General features: G+C 52.6%; 11 protein-coding genes. 5 read left to right on the plus strand and 6 right to left on the minus strand.

All coding sequences use genetic code 11. The annotated features are described in order from the left end of the window. Nucleotides 1-274 precede the first annotated feature (274 nt). Together HBA55_RS12255 and HBA55_RS12260 are read left to right on the plus strand one after the other, a co-directional pair. Nucleotides 275-436 (plus strand): hypothetical protein, encoded by a 162-nt coding sequence (locus HBA55_RS12255; protein WP_166991263.1) that lies wholly within the window; start codon nucleotides 275-277, stop codon nucleotides 434-436. Between the two features lie 238 nt (nucleotides 437-674). Further along, nucleotides 675-1,571, plus strand: a complete 897-nt coding sequence (locus HBA55_RS12260) for a PEP-CTERM sorting domain-containing protein (protein ID WP_166991266.1) — start codon at nucleotides 675-677, stop codon at nucleotides 1,569-1,571. Between the two features lie 55 nt (nucleotides 1,572-1,626). Here HBA55_RS12260 and HBA55_RS12265 read toward each other — a convergent pair whose 3' ends face one another. Then, nucleotides 1,627-2,019 (minus strand): Fis family transcriptional regulator, encoded by a 393-nt coding sequence (locus tag HBA55_RS12265; protein WP_166991269.1) that lies wholly within the window; start codon nucleotides 2,017-2,019, stop codon nucleotides 1,627-1,629. Between the two features lie 321 nt (nucleotides 2,020-2,340). Here HBA55_RS12265 and HBA55_RS12270 point away from each other — a divergent pair, with 321 nt between their 5' ends. Beyond that, the gene (locus HBA55_RS12270) at nucleotides 2,341-3,381 is read left to right on the plus strand and encodes an ABC transporter substrate-binding protein (RefSeq protein ID WP_166991272.1); all 1,041 of its coding nucleotides are present in this window, start codon (nucleotides 2,341-2,343) and stop codon (nucleotides 3,379-3,381) included. An 11-nt stretch (nucleotides 3,382-3,392) separates the two neighbouring features. Here HBA55_RS12270 and HBA55_RS12275 read toward each other — a convergent pair whose 3' ends face one another. After that, the gene (locus tag HBA55_RS12275) at nucleotides 3,393-4,514 is read right to left on the minus strand and encodes a citrate/2-methylcitrate synthase (protein ID WP_166991275.1); all 1,122 of its coding nucleotides are present in this window, start codon (nucleotides 4,512-4,514) and stop codon (nucleotides 3,393-3,395) included. Nucleotides 4,515-4,663: 149 nt separating this feature from the next. On the opposite strand from HBA55_RS12275, the gene HBA55_RS12280 reads away from it, so the two are divergent. Beyond that, nucleotides 4,664-5,548, plus strand: coding sequence for a LysR family transcriptional regulator (locus tag HBA55_RS12280; RefSeq protein WP_166991279.1), 885 nt, complete (start codon nucleotides 4,664-4,666; stop codon nucleotides 5,546-5,548). A 209-nt stretch (nucleotides 5,549-5,757) separates the two neighbouring features. Beyond that, complete coding sequence (locus HBA55_RS12285) at nucleotides 5,758-8,808, plus strand: ligand-binding sensor domain-containing diguanylate cyclase (protein ID WP_166991282.1); 3,051 nt, start codon at nucleotides 5,758-5,760, stop codon at nucleotides 8,806-8,808. A 27-nt stretch (nucleotides 8,809-8,835) separates the two neighbouring features. On the opposite strand, the gene HBA55_RS12290 is transcribed toward HBA55_RS12285, so the two are convergent. From HBA55_RS12290 to HBA55_RS12305, 4 genes are all read right to left on the minus strand, one after another. Further along, nucleotides 8,836-11,043 (minus strand): TonB-dependent receptor plug domain-containing protein, encoded by a 2,208-nt coding sequence (locus HBA55_RS12290; protein WP_166991287.1) that lies wholly within the window; start codon nucleotides 11,041-11,043, stop codon nucleotides 8,836-8,838. A 54-nt stretch (nucleotides 11,044-11,097) separates the two neighbouring features. Then, entirely contained in the window at nucleotides 11,098-11,883 is a 786-nt protein-coding gene (locus HBA55_RS12295) for a class I SAM-dependent methyltransferase (protein WP_166991292.1), read from the minus strand. Beyond that, nucleotides 11,880-13,217, minus strand: a complete 1,338-nt coding sequence (locus HBA55_RS12300) for a metal-dependent hydrolase family protein (protein ID WP_338109405.1) — start codon at nucleotides 13,215-13,217, stop codon at nucleotides 11,880-11,882. The genes HBA55_RS12295 and HBA55_RS12300 overlap by 4 nt, the downstream gene beginning before the upstream one ends. Before the next feature lie 72 nt (nucleotides 13,218-13,289). Then, a complete protein-coding gene (locus tag HBA55_RS12305; RefSeq protein ID WP_166991295.1) occupies nucleotides 13,290-14,072 on the minus strand; it encodes a helix-turn-helix transcriptional regulator in 783 nt (260 codons plus the stop codon). Between the last annotated feature and the right edge of the window lie 63 nt (nucleotides 14,073-14,135).

The raw sequence follows: 14,135 nt of genomic DNA on the forward strand, positions 1-14,135 counted from the left end.
CACAGAGGTCCAATTAAGAAACCAATTATCGATGACAAAGGGCCGATTCGGGGATAGCCATATGGGAGCATCTTCGCCATGGATGGCGAAGCAGAGCTACAGGGATGTATTCATGCGTCTCCCAGATGGCTATCCCCGAAGCGGACCGCAGCGAACTATAAAAGAAAACGGCTCCCTTTGAAGCGGCCCGCCACGATCTATCTAGCGCACGAACAGCACACCAAATCGAACCTGCGATGAGATCCAGCTTAGCTTAAACCTGAACTTGACGAATATGGCGTTTTATAATGTCAACCTGCGTTGTTTGAAAATTGCCTCGCAGGGCGGCAATCAGGACGTCTCCTATAGGGTGAGGCGCCTGACCAAAGACGCGGCCGATCTATTTAACGTTGAGGGCGGCACCATTGATGTTGGCGATGTGGCCGAACCCGCATAGCTTGCCCATTATGGTTGACTAAAGAAATGATGCTGGTCGATCTCCGTCAGCATGACCGGCGTCGAAAAAATTTACACAGTTCGAGCAGCTCTCCTTATGATTTCTGCCCAAGCAACTTAACCCTCTGTATCCATTGACTATTTGGTCACAAGAGAATCGCCGGCACATTAATTGCGTGAATTATAAGCAGGATGCACTTTATACAGGCAAGGGCCCCATTGGCCGGAGAGGACCAACCATGCAACTTCCCAAACTGCTTATTCAAATGTCTGTACTGTTCACCCTGGTGGCGATGAGCCTGTCGGTGAATGCTCAAGAACTGGACGCTAAAGTCACGCAGGATCCAGCTGCTGGACTGGCTATTTACGATTTTCATTTTCAGGGACCACCCCGAAACAGCCCTTATTTTTTCTTACCGCACATTTCCCCTCCGCCACTGCCAGGGAGCCTCATTCCCTGGACCGGAATCTTTCAGGATCCTGTCGGCGGCAACCCGATATTCTCATTTAATTTTCAGCTGCAATCGACATCCATAGGAGAGTTTATCCTGTCCGACGGAGCGCCGCCCCCTACGGGGCAGCCAAACATCGCACCTGGTGTTACCTGTTTGCTGCCTACTGCCTGCGACCCCATTGCTTTTATGTTGCCCATGAGATTTCAGCCGCTTCCTCTTGAAGACCCTGAGCCGTTTCCGGTTTTCATTGATGTTGAACTGACCCCTCTGCAGACTAACATAGCGGAATCAGGGGCGGGCATTGGGCTTGGCATTGTTGGCCAGCCACCTCTTCCAATCGATCCCTTTGCAGATCCTCTGCTGGTCGATCCATTATTGAACGATCCCGGGCTTTTGCTGCCTCTGCCGCTCGACCCGCTCGGAATTGCCCCCGTGCAGATACCCCTGCCACCAGATCCAAACTTACAGGGGATAGAACTGTCCCTGCAGGCGCTGGTTCTGGATCCGTTTCAGGGATTTGCGCCTGTCCTCACGTTCGATAATTTGCAGTCAGGACAGAATATTCAAATCGGAAATTCTCTGCATATCGAAACTTCTGCTGTTCCAGTACCGGCGACTCTATCACTTATGATGCTCGCTCTGGCAGGAATGATTTTTGTGAGAAGAAGACAACTTGAGTAAATGGTTTGGATTTATAGATTGGCTATGGTGGGTTTTCAACCGCAAAATATACATATCAACCTGGACGATTTCTCACCACAGCTCTGCCTTCGCGACTTGCCAGTCTCGCACTCCAATCACCCTGATGCTGTTGCTCGCAGTCCTCTTCATTATCGAAGAGAACCTGCTTCTCCAAGAATTTGAATTTAACCCCGATCTTTAACAACTTCGCCTGAATCAATTTCTTCATATCAGCAGCCTGTCCACCCGACACCGCTAGCTGCTCACTCGCGCGCTTATCAAACACACAAGTCACCAATAAACTGGCAGGAAAATTTGTATAATCCGCCTGGTGAGTCAGCCACTGAAATCCGGCAACCTTATCCAGCATCTCATCGCAGGCTTCCGTTAAGGCTACACGAAGACTATTCTCCAACCTCTTTTGAGTCTTGCTCTTTGGCCTGCCCATGCCCCAAACTCCTCTTCAAGATCCATATTCTCCTACGCACGCTAGCGGATTCTATACCAACCCGGCAGCCCCACAAAACCAGCCAGCTACCTTTATCGGCATATAAATTGCTATTGATTTCCGCTTGCTATTGCCGTTCAATGAGGAAACCGGTATCGGCAAGCAGGAGATTCAGTTAGAGCTTGCATGGCCGCTGGACGATTCCAGCAATAGGTTACCGCATCAACTGGTCAAATCGGAGTAAGCCTCCTTTTGCACAACGAAAGTAAATTCAGGACGTACATACTTCTACTCTTTGTCGTGTTAATTCCCTTGGAACTCATGGCGGCAAAACCCATGCGGGTGGTGTTTATCAATCCCGGCCACGCAGACATGAATAACCCCACTGGCCAGTTCTGGCCCGAGGCCAGTCGCTTTGCGAGTGCCGTCGCCGGCAACCTGAATATCAACCTGGAAATACTGCACGCCAATCGCGACCATATTCGCATGCGCAATATGGTCAGAGAGGTATTGGAGAGGGACACCAAACCTCACTACCTGTTATTGGTCAATGAGCGCTTTGCTCTCTCGCCCTTGTTTGAGGAAATTGACAAGGCGGAGATTCCCTTCTTTCTAGCTTTTAACCATTACAGCAAGCAACTGTCGAGAGCCCAACCACAACCCCGAGTGCAACACCGCTATTGGTTGGGCGCGCTGGTTCCCGACAATGTCTATGCTGGCTACCGACTCGCACAGATCCTGATCGAGAATTCGAATCGAACGCCGGCGCATATACTCGCCTACAGTGGCGATACTGTCACTTCTGCCTCACTGCTGCGGATTCGCGGTTTGCATCGGGCGCTGAGCGAATATCCGGATGCCCGACTGACTCGACTGGTCCCCGGCGAGTGGCGTTATGATATTCCCGAAAAACGCACCGGCGAATTTTTAAAGCGCTATCCAGACATTAATCGGATCTGGGCCGCCAACGGTGCCATGGGGCTCGGTGCGATAATGAGCACGGAAAAAAGCAATGCTATGTCACGGGTAAGAATTGCCAGTATTAACTGGGATGCCGAAGAAATCACCGCGCTGGAACAACGACGCTTGTATGCGTCGGTGGGTGGACACTTTATGACGGCGGGATGGAGTTTGATTATGCTGTATGACTATCATCACGGACGTGATTTCATCAATGATGGCGGCGCTTACCAGCAACGCAAGATCTTTGAAGCTCTGACCCGGGACACGATCAAAGACTATTTGCCGGTTGTTCGCACTCGGGATTGGGCGTCGCAGAGCTTTAAGTCTCTCACCAAAACGCACAACCCCGAACGGACAAAGTATCAGTTTAATCTAAGCACCTTGCTTGCGAATCAATAGCAAGCAGGGGTCTAAGCGCCGACATACTCTGCCTTGGGTCTGATCAGACGAGGCGCCTGCTGGAATTCCAGAAAGTGGGCAACGTATCCATACACTCTGGCCATTGCAAACAGCGCGGTAAAGAAGTCAGAAGGAACGCCCAGAGAATAAAACACAGCACCCTTGTAGAATTCCACATTGGCCCAGATCTCTTTGTCCTTTTTGGCGAATTCCTGCTGGCAGACCGCTTCCACTTCGCAGAGCACATCCACAAGTTGTTTCGCCTCACCGCTTTTGCACTGCTGTTGAGCCAGCGGCTTCAATACTTTCGCACGCGGGTCTACCGTGCGGTATTCGCGATGGCCCATGCCCATGATTTTGGTTTTCGATTGCAGACAGTCTTGAACATAGGCCTCCACATTATCGACGCTGCCGATGGAGTGTGCCATCTCCAGCGCCGCCTGGTCGGCACCGCCATGAAGGCTGCCGTAAAGCGCCCCTATGGAGGCCGCAATAACGGATTGCACCGGTGACTGAGTACTGGACACCACGCGACCGGCAAAGGTACCGGCATTAAAACCATGTTCCAACTGCAGGATCTGAGTCACCTCCAACAGGCGAATCTGGTCTGCGCTGGGAGCCTCGCCGCTGAACATCTGCAGAAAATTGCCATGTAGAGACTGGCCGTGAGGGTAGCTGATGACAGAACCTTGAGTTCTGAGTTGATGCCAATTGGCAATCAGGCTGGGAATTTTGGCTGCGATAATCAAACCGGCCACGGCCTGGGGATTGTCGCTGGGCAATTCGATGTTTTGGACAGTTGTCGCTGCCTGGGGCTCAAGAGAAAGTGCCGGCACCATGCTTTGCAACATCAGCATGGGATGAAGGTCACGAGGTAATTGCTGCAGTATTGCCAGCTCCGCTGGGTTGAGCTGCCCCTGTGTTACCAGCCAGGGCTCCAATTGCTGCCAGCGTGTGTCTGAGTCGTCGCTCTCTCCAAACAATACCCACCAGGCTACCTTTGCAAACGGCCAGTCCGTCAAGGTGGCTATATCCACACCCCGGTAGCTGAGTTCACCCTGCTCGCCATTGACGTGGGAGACCCGGGTCTCACCTACCACTACCCCTTCTAAGCCGATATTGATCGAGGTCATCTATTCTTCTCCTGCTGTCATTCGCGGGCCAGTCTAGCTGGCAATCTTCTATCACTATAGTTAAACTTTCTCATTGTTTGATTAGCTGTACTTATCGCCCCCGCAGGCGCCGAGTGACGGGGGTTTGACGAAATCAAGGGGGTGAATCCATGAGACTGGAGAACGCAGAAGTCCGAATTTTTCGAACTGTGGTGGAATCCGGCGGCTTCCGACGAGCCGCCGAAGTACTGAACTTGACCCAATCTGCGGTCAGCCAATCCGTCAAACAGTTGGAAAACAAGCTGGATGTGGAGCTTATACAGCGGGGGCCACCGGTAACGGTTACCGATGCCGGACGGCGACTTTTAAAATACGCTCACGACGCCCATCGGGAAGAGCAGAGCGTGCTGGAAGATATCGAACGGATACGCGAAGGTGAAGAAGAGCTGCTGTCCCTGGCTATGGACAGCCTGATCAATCGACTCTATGCGCCAGAGCTGTTTCCGCAATTTTGTCGGCGCTGGCCGAGGGTCAAGTTGAAAGTAGCGGAGATGCCGAGCCGAACTATTATCTATTCGGTATTGTCAGGTCAGTTCGAGTTGGGCCTCGGCCCCTTTCAGACCCGCATGGAGACCTTCGAGACTGTTCCCCTGTTTGAAGAAAAACGGGTGTTAGTGGTCAGCCCCAACTGCCCTTTGTTTGATGATATCCGCAGAGATCCGCAGAACGCGCTCAAGCGATTACCCATGATTGTTTCCTCTCTCGACGAACCGCAGCAACGCCCTGCCAGTTCCAAATTGCGCGACCGTTTTTCTACCGTTTGGGAAATATCCAGTCTGAATTTGCGGCTGAGTTTACTGGGACGGGGACTGGGAACCGGATATATCAGCGAAACGGCGCTGACTCAACTGCCCCAGTGTCGGGACCTGGTCTCATTGGAAGAGTTGAGTGGCGGCAGTATTTATCGTCAGGTGGGGATTTATTACAAAAAAGGCCGGGACTTGAGCCATACCGCCAGAGATATAGTGGAACTGTGTCGAGGGTATCGATTCTAGAATTTACCGAACAAGGACACCCAAGCTTGTCTTGAATCCCAGGTGAGCTTTTCTATACTGAAAGCCACACGCAACGAATATCCTCTTATTCGGTAAATGAACGAGGGAGGTGTTATAAATCGAGCCTCCCTTATTTCAATTTTGGTTATCAGGCGCTCAGGCGGCGAAATGGACATCCATCCCGGGAGCTGATCTACGCCGGAGAGTGCATGAGCCAAGGTAACTGTCCTCAACCCAGCTTTGCAGGACTGGCTCAAGTTCTGATACTCCTGCTACTATTTCGCATCCCTCTCAGCACTGCCGCGATTCCCACCGAGTTGCGCTTTGATCACCTGTCCATTGAGGACGGTCTTTCCCAAATTTCCATTACCAGCATTCTGCAGGACCAATATGGTTTTATGTGGTTCGGCACCCAGAATGGGCTCAATCGTTACGACGGCTATGAATTTCAGGTGTTCAAGCGGGACCGCCAACGCCCCGATGAAACGCTTACGGGTAATTTCATCCAGTGCCTCAGTGAAGACCCCTATGACGGCAACATCTGGATCGGCACATTTACAGGGGGTGTCAGTCGATTTAACCCCAAGGACGAGAGTTTCCGGAATTATCGACACGATCCGGATGATCAACACAGCCTCTCCAACAATATTGTGCGCTCAATTTATGTGGATCCATTGCACCAGGTTTGGGTGGGCGGTCGTGGCGGTCTCGATCGATTGGATCGAAGCAGTGATCGTTTTGAGCGCATTCAAATCTCAGAAGCTCAGAATATACATGTCAGAGATATCACGGGGGCGGATGACGGATCTATATGGATCGCCACCAACCTTGGCGTATTTTTCAAGGCACCGGGTACCGATGAATTCCTCCCGCTATCTCTCGGCACCCTGCCGCAGACTACCGAGATCAACACCCTATTGCGTGACCGTGATAATAATCTGTGGGTTGGCACAGAACGCAAAGGCTTGCTGAGAGTCAGTGCAAACGGGCAGGATGTCCGCCACTTCCGTCACAGGGAGGAGCGTCCGAACAGTCTGTCTCACAGCTCCATTATCGATCTGATGGAAGACCGGGATGGAAAGATCTGGGTGGGAACCAACGGTGGCCTGAACCTGTTGATGGAGGTCGACAGCGGCAGCTTCCTTCACTATAAGGTGGACAGCAGCAATCCTTTCAGTTTGTCTGAAAACCTGATCTCGTACCTGCATGAAGATCGGGCGGGCATTGTCTGGGTCGGAACCTGGGCAGCCGGCATTAACTATTTTGATTCGAGTAAAGTCCAGTTTGCCACTATCACCGCAGACGACGAACGGGGATCCACCGGACTTATTGCCGGTGAAGACGGGCGTATCTGGTTCGGCAGTTTCAGTGGCCTGCATTACCTCACTCAAGATTTCACGGCCGCCGCTGCCATCAAACATAACCCTGAAGTGGAGAACGCCGCTCTGCGCGACCGCCTTGGGGGAATTGACTATAGCGCCTATGAACCACTGATATGGGTTGCCACCCGACAAGGGCTCAGTCGCTACCGCATCGACGCCCCCTGGATTGAACCCGTTGCTCTGGAAAACACTCGGGTTTACTGGGTACTGGAGGATATGGATGGCAGTGTCTGGGCAGGCACCTATAGCAAGGGGCTTTATCGCCTGGACCGCGATAGCTTTGAAATTCTGCAGCACTACCCCATGTCTCATGTTGCCTATCTTTGGCAGGACACGCCCGGGGAGTTATGGGTGGCCACCACCAGTGGTCTCTACTGGCTCCAGACCCAATCCGGTGAAAAAGCCCATTATCAGCACCAGCAAGGTGTCGAGGATGGACTCAGTTACCGCACAGCCACCTGGATCTCCCGCGACAAACAGAAGCGCTACTGGGTAGGAACCCAGGGCGGAGGCTTCAGTCAGATGATTCTGGAAGACGATGATCCCCGCAAAGCACGCTTTCTTACTTACAATACGGCTAACGGACTGGAGGCCGATGCGGTCGGAGCTATTGTCGACGATGAACGCAACAATCTCTGGATCAGTACCACAGCCGGGGTCAGCAAGTTCAACGTCGCTGACCGAGAGTTCAGTAACTTCGGATACCCGGAGGGTGCCCTGCAAGGGGGATATTTTGTTGGCTCCGCAGCCAAAGACCGCTCCGGCAATATTTACTTTGGCGGCCCTGCGGGACTCACCGCGTTTGAACCGGCGTCCATCCAACTGAGTGATTACGCGCCGCCAGTCAGAATCACAGCCTTCAGAATGTTTAATCAGGAAGTGAACCTGACTCAAACCACGGGCTACTCGCTGCTGAATCGACCCATCTTTATGCAGGACAAGCTCCACCTGAACTATGAACAGTCTTTCTTTTCCTTTGATTTTGCAGCGCTGCACTTTTCGGCACCGGACAAAAACCGCTATGCCTATAAGCTCGAAGGATTTGATCGTGATTGGAACTATGTTAACGCTGACCGGCGCTTTGCCAGCTACACCAACCTCGACCCGGGTCATTATCGCTTTGCGGTAAGAGGGACCAACAAGGACGGCGTATGGAGTGATCACCAAGCCAGCCTGGAAATCATTGTCCATCCCCCCTGGTGGCAAACCTACTGGGCCAGAGGCATCGGAATAACTGCCGCTGTCATAGGGCTATATGCCCTTTATTACTGGCGTGTGCGAATGCTCAAGTATCGCTCGCTGGAACTGGCCAGGAAAGTATCCCTGCAAACCCGGGAATTGCGGGAGGCAAACCGAAGGTTGGAGGTGCTGTCCAATACCGACGACCTCACCGGGCTGTTCAATCGAAGGGCATTTCTGGAACAGGCTGAGCGGGAGTACGAACGCTTTCAACGCCACAACACGGTATTCAGCATTGTGCTGCTGGATGTGGACCACTTTAAAACCCTCAATGACACCCATGGCCACGCCTGTGGTGATTCAGTACTGGTTCATCTTGCCAACCTATTGCAAAGTGCACTGCGTACGGGAGATGTTCTGGCACGTTGGGGTGGTGAAGAGTTTATCGTGCTGCTGCCAAATACAGAACTGGAAGGCGGACGCAAGGCGGCAGAAAAAATGCGTGAGCTGCTGAACACCAACCCGTTTGCGTACGGCAATTTAACACTACCGGTTACTCTGACTGCTGGCGTAGCCTGCATACATCGCCAGGAGGATATCAATAATTGCATTCACCGTTCCGACAACGCCCTCTACCGAGGCAAGGCAAGCGGACGCGATCAAGTCTGCATTGAGCCGAATCCGACAGAAATCAGCTGAGGGGTAGCGAGTGAGTCAGTCCCGTCATCATCGTTCGTAGGCAAGTGAAAACATCACGCGTCGACCATGGGCCGGATAGTCCTCAGGAATACTACCGTTGCTCGGAAACTCATAAGTTTCGTCCAGGATGTTCTTCAGGTGAACGTTGAAGCGCCAAGGAGACAGACTGCGGTTCTGGAGTGTAAGATCCAGTGTTTGGTAATTGTCCAGTACCGGACGTGGATCACCCTCACTTCGATGGCGATCAATCACCGTTTGATACTGCGCATTCAGACCCCATTTCGGCTTAAAGCTCCAGCGAAAGCCCGCATCGATTTTGTGCCTGGGTACGAAGGGCTGCTGCACACCGCTGTTGCGCTCTACGGTATCCTGGTAACTATAACTCAGTGACAGTTTCATCTCGCTGACGGGCAAATAGCTCAGTTCCAATTCCAGTCCTTTGCCCTCCAGTTCAAGCGCATTCTGCGCCACACTGCCTCGGGTTTCAGGGTCGATGACGAATTCGATCATGTCATCAGCGAAAAAATGGTATAGGCTGAGACGGTAAAACTGCTGCTCCCCTTTTTGATAGCTAAAGGACAGTTCGGTCGTGTCTATAGTCTCCGCGTCAAGCGAGGGATTACCCACAGCCACTGGATTGTTCTTGGCTTCTAACTCACTGAATGCCGGTGCTCTAAAGGCTCTGGCATAGAGTAGCTTGGAGGTCAGTTCAGGGGTCATCTGCCAAACCAGACTGATTCTCGGATTAAGAGTACTTCCGAAATCTGAGAAGTGGTCGTACCGAAGACCGGTAGTCAGGGTCCAATGTCGCGAGACATTCCAGATATCCTGTACCAGGGCATAGCCCGCACGCCGGCGAACGTCATCAATATAAATATATTCTGTTCCTTCCACATCAGTCAGTGCACCATCGACTGAAAAGGGATTAGGTGCGTCGCCAAGTGTTGCTCGGTCGAGAATCCCTGGGCCGAAATTTTTGGTTTCAACGCTCTCCAGCTCTTCGGTGCGCCAGCCCAGCGCAACACGCCATTGATGGTCGACCATATGATCATAACTTATCGACAAATCGACACTGGTGGAGCGGTCATCAGAGCCGGGATTGCCAATGACTCCTTCAGGAAAAGATGTGACGCAGCCTTGCTGTGGAATATTGACGGATATACAGCCTTCTCCGTTGTGAGGTCGAAACAGATTGCCGTCATCCCCTATCGGTATCAGAGCTCCGGGCGGAAACAGACTGAATTTCGTGCGATCTCTGGTAAAGTATTGACTCACACTGAGTTGCAGCGGCCAGCCGGGTATCAGTGTTTCACTCTGGTAAGTCAAGCTGGCCGAAAGGCGGTCGTAATCGTCTTCTCCTTGCGGATCAATGACTTGAGCAGCACCCGCACCCACTCCCTTGTCACGAAAATGATAGCCGTCAATCTCCAGTGCCCAATGGGGGCTGTCAATATAAAAACCGTACGCCAGCGATTCCAGACGGTCTTCAAGAATTGCGGGAGTCCTGCTGGCCGTCGTCGAGAACGCTTGATCCAGTGTGGACTGCAAGTCGTGATTGATCACCCGCTCATCATCAGAATCGCGCTTGAAGTACTCCAGATATCCTCTGTATTCAACAGTCTGATGCAAGCTCGACCAGTTTCCCCAGATGCCTCTGGACTGATTGCTGCCCAATATAACGCCTGCGCCGGCTCCGGGGTCTGCACCAGGGGAGTGAGTGATAATATTGACCACTCCTGCAAAGGCATCGGCACCGTGAAGCGCCGAACCGGGGCCACGAATAATTTCGATTCGCTCTACACCCTTGAGAGTCAGGTGCGACAATTTATTCAGAGACATGGTATACAAAGACGACTGCAGGCGCCGTCCGTTCAGCATAAACAGCACCTGCGCGTTCTGGCCTGTATATATGCCACGAATGGCAAAAACAGGATTCATTCGATTCAGAGTTGAGGGCAGAACGTTGAATCCGGGAACCGTTTGCAGAACCTCCGGCAGGGTAATAGCACCCATTGCCTCTATATCCGCCGCCGTTATCACCGAAACCACCGAGGGGGCCTGTATAACGGTAACCGGGGTGACTGAGGCCACCTTGACCTCCAGCAACTCACCCAGTGACAGGGCAAACAGGTCCCGCCTGGCCGTTGCGTTTTCAGAGCTCACAGCTTCTACAGCACCCAAAGTGCCAAAACCACCTAGGATCAGCAGACCGGGAACCAGCACGGATTTAACCATGGGGATTCTCTACGCAAACATATATGGAAAAGGTAGCACCAAAATGTGCCGACGTCAGGTAGACGGGAGTCGGACCATCCGTTGCAGGAGAAGCTCCAGATTCAACCCAAGAGAGCGGACGGCAAAAGATCGCCTTTCCAGCTCCTGGTCAGGAGGAGGGGGTTGTCGTAATGCGTAAACCACGATGTTTTGGTTGCTGGGAATATCCGTTAAAATGGTATGTGAAAATGCACTGCGCACAGCCTGCAGCACCTTTAACATATCCTTTTCGCTGCCGGGGACCAGATTGATCGCCATTGCTCCCCTGGGGCTCAGGCTGCGATGGCAATGTCGATAAAAGTCTTCGTCGTAGAGACAATCAGGGTGTCTCCAGCCCTCGAAAATATCGCAGAAGATCAAGTCGTAATTCTGGTTGCTATGACGGATAAGATCAGCCGCATTCTCTACTACTACCGGCCAGCCCTTGGGCAGATGGAAGTATTGCCTGGCCACGGTCAATACATTGGTATCAGACTCCACCGAAGTACAGATGGCGGCTGGTAAATGTGTGTTAATAAAACGCTCATGTGTACCCCCACCAAGACCAAGATTAAGTATCCTCTGAGGTGTCGGATTAAAAATCAATGCCGCAAGCAAGGTTTGGGTAGAAGGCAGTAACGGCCGGGACGGATCTTCCAGATCCATCAGGCTCTGAAATGAACCGCCAACGGACTGCAACCAGCGGTAGCGCTGGAATTGGAAAACCGACAACTCGCCAATCTGGTGAATCGGCGACAGCTGGAGATCCCTGCGCTTTCGCAGGAAGGTATCCAGATCCCACATGCCCTCCTGGACGGTCACGGCTGCTTATACACCTTGCCATCCTTCATGACAAAGGAGACTTTGTTCATCAGCGAGATATCCTGCAACGGGTCACCGGGTACGGCCACCAGATCTGCCAGCAGACCAGCTTTTACTCTTCCCAATTGATTATCGATGCGCAGGACCTTTGCCGCTACCGAGGTCGCGGACTGGATCGCCTCCATCGCCGGCATGCCGGCCTCTGTCATATACTCGAATTCTTTGGCATTGAGACCGTGAGGAAAGACTCCGGCATCGGTCCCAAAGGCAATCTTGACACCTGCCTTGTACGCCTTGGCAAACGTAGATTGAATCTGCGGGCCGACTTTGCGGGCTTTGGGTTGTACCACCGCCGGATAGGAGTCCGCCTTTTCCGCCACCCACTTGCCGGCGGAGATGGTGGGAACATAGTAGGTGCCCTTGCGTTTCATCAACTTCATGATGTCTTTGGTCATGTAAGTGCCGTGCTCAACCGTATGCACACCGGCCTCGACCGCTCGCTTCATACCCTCGGCGCCGTGAGCGTGAACACCAACCACAAAGCTGTAATCCCGGGCGGCTTCCATAATGCCTTCTAACTCGTCCACCATAAATTGAGGATTGTCACCGCTTTTACCCAAGCTGAGCACGCCACCGGTAACCGTTAACTTGATCACGTCAGAACCGGCTTTATAGCGCTGGCGAATGGCCTTGCGCGCTTCTACCGGACCGTTGATAACGCCTTGAACGGGGCCAGGGTCGCCCAACAGATGGGAAAAGCGTTCACTGTAGCCATTAGTGCGGTCGGCATGTCCCCCGGTGGTGGCGATACTGTCACCGGCGGCGTACACCCTTGGCCCGTCAATGTAGCCGGCATTGATGGCGTCACGCAGATTTAAACCCACTGCTTGCCGGCTGCCCAGGTTACGCACCGTGGTAAAACCCGCCATCAGAGTCTTGCGGGCATAGCCTGTGGCGCGCAACGCGCGATCGGCTTTGTCAATAAACAGGGACTCTGTATAGGTCTTGGGGCCATATTGGGTATCAATATGGGTATGCAGATCCATCAGCCCGGGCATGAGTGTTTGGTCGCGAAGATCGATAAGTATTTGACCCGGAGCCGGGTCAATGTAGCCCTTTTCGATCTTGGTGATCGTATTGTTCTCGACGCTGACGGACAATTCTCTGCGCGCCTCGTCGGACTCGCCGTCAATCAGCATCCCGGCGTGAATCAGATATTTATCCGCTTGGGCGGCAGTGGCTGTCGAAAAGATAAAGCCAGGGGAACACAGAACTGTACAAACGATCAACAAATAGCGGCGTATCATGGTGCGACCCTCTCGAGGTTCATGCACCTAACATAGCCTATTTACGGACATCAGTCTTTAATAACTTCGCCCCAGCATGACAGCAAAATCTGCGTCAGGCTATTGACTGATCAAACTCGCCAATGCCGAACGGCTATGCACGCCGAGCTTTTGATAAATATTTTTGAGATGGGTACGAACCGTCGAAAAGGAGATACAGCACGCCAAGGCAATCTCTTTGTCAGAGCGGCCGTGAGCAATTTCCAAGGCAATTTCCGCCTCACGGCGTGTCAGTTGATGGCGCTCCATCAATAAAGACAACTTGTTGGAATTGTCTTCGGCCAATTCGATCCCCGCGGTGATCCCCGAGGCATCTTCCCTGGCGATCAGCCGCATATTTTTCATGGCGTTGCGAAAGTGGGGTTTGATCATCTCCAAAAGTTGCAGGTCTTCACGGCTGAAGTTCTCACGATGGCGTCCCCGCCACACACGGATGTCGCCGATATTGGTGTCGCCGTCATAGACATACAGATTAACCCCATAGTGCAGACCATCGCGCTGCAGGAAATCATTGTAGAACTCCGTCTGCATCAAGTCGCCTTGCGTCATAACTTCATTGACGGCCACCGGCCGACGGAAGCGCTGCAAACTGCCGGTAATGGGATCATGGAATTGATAATAAGAATCGTAGCGATCGAGATTTTCCGGATCCATGCCCACGAATACCCGGTCACAGAACCGACGTTGTTCGCTGCTCCAGACATAGGAGGCGAAGTAGTCGGCCTGCATCAGGTCAAGTATGCTCACCCCGGCCCGCTCACGCACTTCGACGCTATCCAGCCCGCCACTCAGGCTTTCGATAATACGCAGAATTTGTTGGTACTGCTTTTCCGATATGCTCATGGGTAATGCCTTTGTAGGCCAACCGCTACGGCCAGTCTAGTACTCTCGCTCCAAGCTGACAAT

This window comes from Pseudomaricurvus alkylphenolicus, from assembly GCF_011683955.1.
Taxonomy (GTDB): Bacteria; Pseudomonadota; Gammaproteobacteria; order Pseudomonadales; family Cellvibrionaceae; genus Pseudomaricurvus; species Pseudomaricurvus alkylphenolicus.

What these genes read in the sequence shown, in the direction of transcription:
- HBA55_RS12305 (WP_166991295.1), bottom strand. Translation starts at nt 14,072, where the DNA reads ATGAGCATATCGGAAAAGCAGTACCAACAAATTCTGCGTATTATCGAA.
- HBA55_RS12290 (WP_166991287.1), bottom strand. Translation starts at nt 11,043, where the DNA reads ATGGTTAAATCCGTGCTGGTTCCCGGTCTGCTGATCCTAGGTGGTTTT.
- HBA55_RS12280 (WP_166991279.1), top strand. Translation starts at nt 4,664, where the DNA reads ATGAGACTGGAGAACGCAGAAGTCCGAATTTTTCGAACTGTGGTGGAA.
- HBA55_RS12285 (WP_166991282.1), top strand. Translation starts at nt 5,758, where the DNA reads ATGAGCCAAGGTAACTGTCCTCAACCCAGCTTTGCAGGACTGGCTCAA.
- HBA55_RS12275 (WP_166991275.1), bottom strand. Translation starts at nt 4,514, where the DNA reads ATGACCTCGATCAATATCGGCTTAGAAGGGGTAGTGGTAGGTGAGACC.
- HBA55_RS12260 (WP_166991266.1), top strand. Translation starts at nt 675, where the DNA reads ATGCAACTTCCCAAACTGCTTATTCAAATGTCTGTACTGTTCACCCTG.
- HBA55_RS12265 (WP_166991269.1), bottom strand. Translation starts at nt 2,019, where the DNA reads ATGGGCAGGCCAAAGAGCAAGACTCAAAAGAGGTTGGAGAATAGTCTT.
- HBA55_RS12270 (WP_166991272.1), top strand. Translation starts at nt 2,341, where the DNA reads ATGGCGGCAAAACCCATGCGGGTGGTGTTTATCAATCCCGGCCACGCA.
- HBA55_RS12255 (WP_166991263.1), top strand. Translation starts at nt 275, where the DNA reads ATGGCGTTTTATAATGTCAACCTGCGTTGTTTGAAAATTGCCTCGCAG.